The sequence below is a fragment of the Acrocarpospora sp. B8E8 genome (genome assembly GCF_039871605.1).
Taxonomy (GTDB): Bacteria; Actinomycetota; Actinomycetes; order Streptosporangiales; family Streptosporangiaceae; genus Acrocarpospora; species Acrocarpospora macrocephala.
Genome location: NZ_JBDPLV010000214.1, coordinates 1 through 973 on the forward strand (window position 1 = coordinate 1; position 973 = coordinate 973).

A 973-nucleotide genomic window follows, 5' to 3' on the forward strand; every position below is an offset into this window, starting at 1 on the left:
CCGAAGCCCGTGGCCCAACCCACTTGTGGGGGGGAGCGGTCGAAGGTGGGGCTGGCGATTGGGACGAAGTCGTAACAAGGTAGCCGTACCGGAAGGTGCGGCTGGATCACCTCCTTTCTAAGGAGCACCGGCCACGGCGTTCAGGAGCAGGGCTTCTGGGTGTTGTGGTCCATGTCGCGGTCATCAGCGGATGTCTGGTGCGCGGCTTGCTCATTAGTGGAGCACTGGCTATTCGGTTCGGTTGGATCGCCGCCGGGCTAGTACCGTCTTGGTTTCCCCTTCTTCACGGAGGGGGGTGTCGGGGAGTGGGAACGTCTGGGTCGGGGGTTTGGCTGGGTTGGGCACACTGTTGGGTCCTGAGGGAACGGACCGTCTGGCACGTTCGGGCCGCTGCGTTTGTGGCGGCCCGTGTGTTGGGGGCCTTGGGACCGGATCGATCGCGGACGCTCGTGGTCGGCCGGCTTTCCGATCACCTGCCCGGTTGTGGCGGGTGGGTTCGGTAAGTCGATGGCCGGCTGGTGGGTGGCGGTGGGGTTCGGGTCTTGGGGTTTGGTTGTTTCTTCTGGACGGGACTGGTCTTCTGTCATACCGCGTCAGCGGCTGGTGGGATTCCGCCGTTGGTCTTTGTGAGGGTTGAGCCGTAGGTTCGTCTGATCGCAAGGGCTGGGTGGGGTTCCCGGTGCCTGTTGGTGGGATCGCATTGACTGTCCTTGTGGATGTCGAGCTGTCAGGCTCGGCGGGTCGAGCGTGAGCTCGGCGTGTCTGAGCCGCAGGTTCAGGTGATCACAAGGGTGGGTGGGGTTCCCCGGCAATCGGCTGGTGGTCTGGTGGCGGGTGGGATCGGTTGGCTGTTTGTTGTTTGTGAATTGCATAGTGGACGCGAGCATCTTTGTGGCCAAGTTTTTTAGGGCACACGGTGGATGCCTTGGCATCAGGAGCCGATGAAGGACGTGGGAGGCTGCGTTAAGCCTCG

2 rRNA genes are annotated in these 973 nt (G+C 62.8%); both read left to right on the forward strand.

The annotated features are described in order from the left end of the window. Nucleotides 1-117, forward strand: a 16S ribosomal RNA gene (locus ABGB08_RS54675); the annotation flags it as partial. A gap of 776 nt (nucleotides 118-893) precedes the next feature. Further along, nucleotides 894-973, forward strand: a 23S ribosomal RNA gene (locus ABGB08_RS54680); the annotation flags it as partial.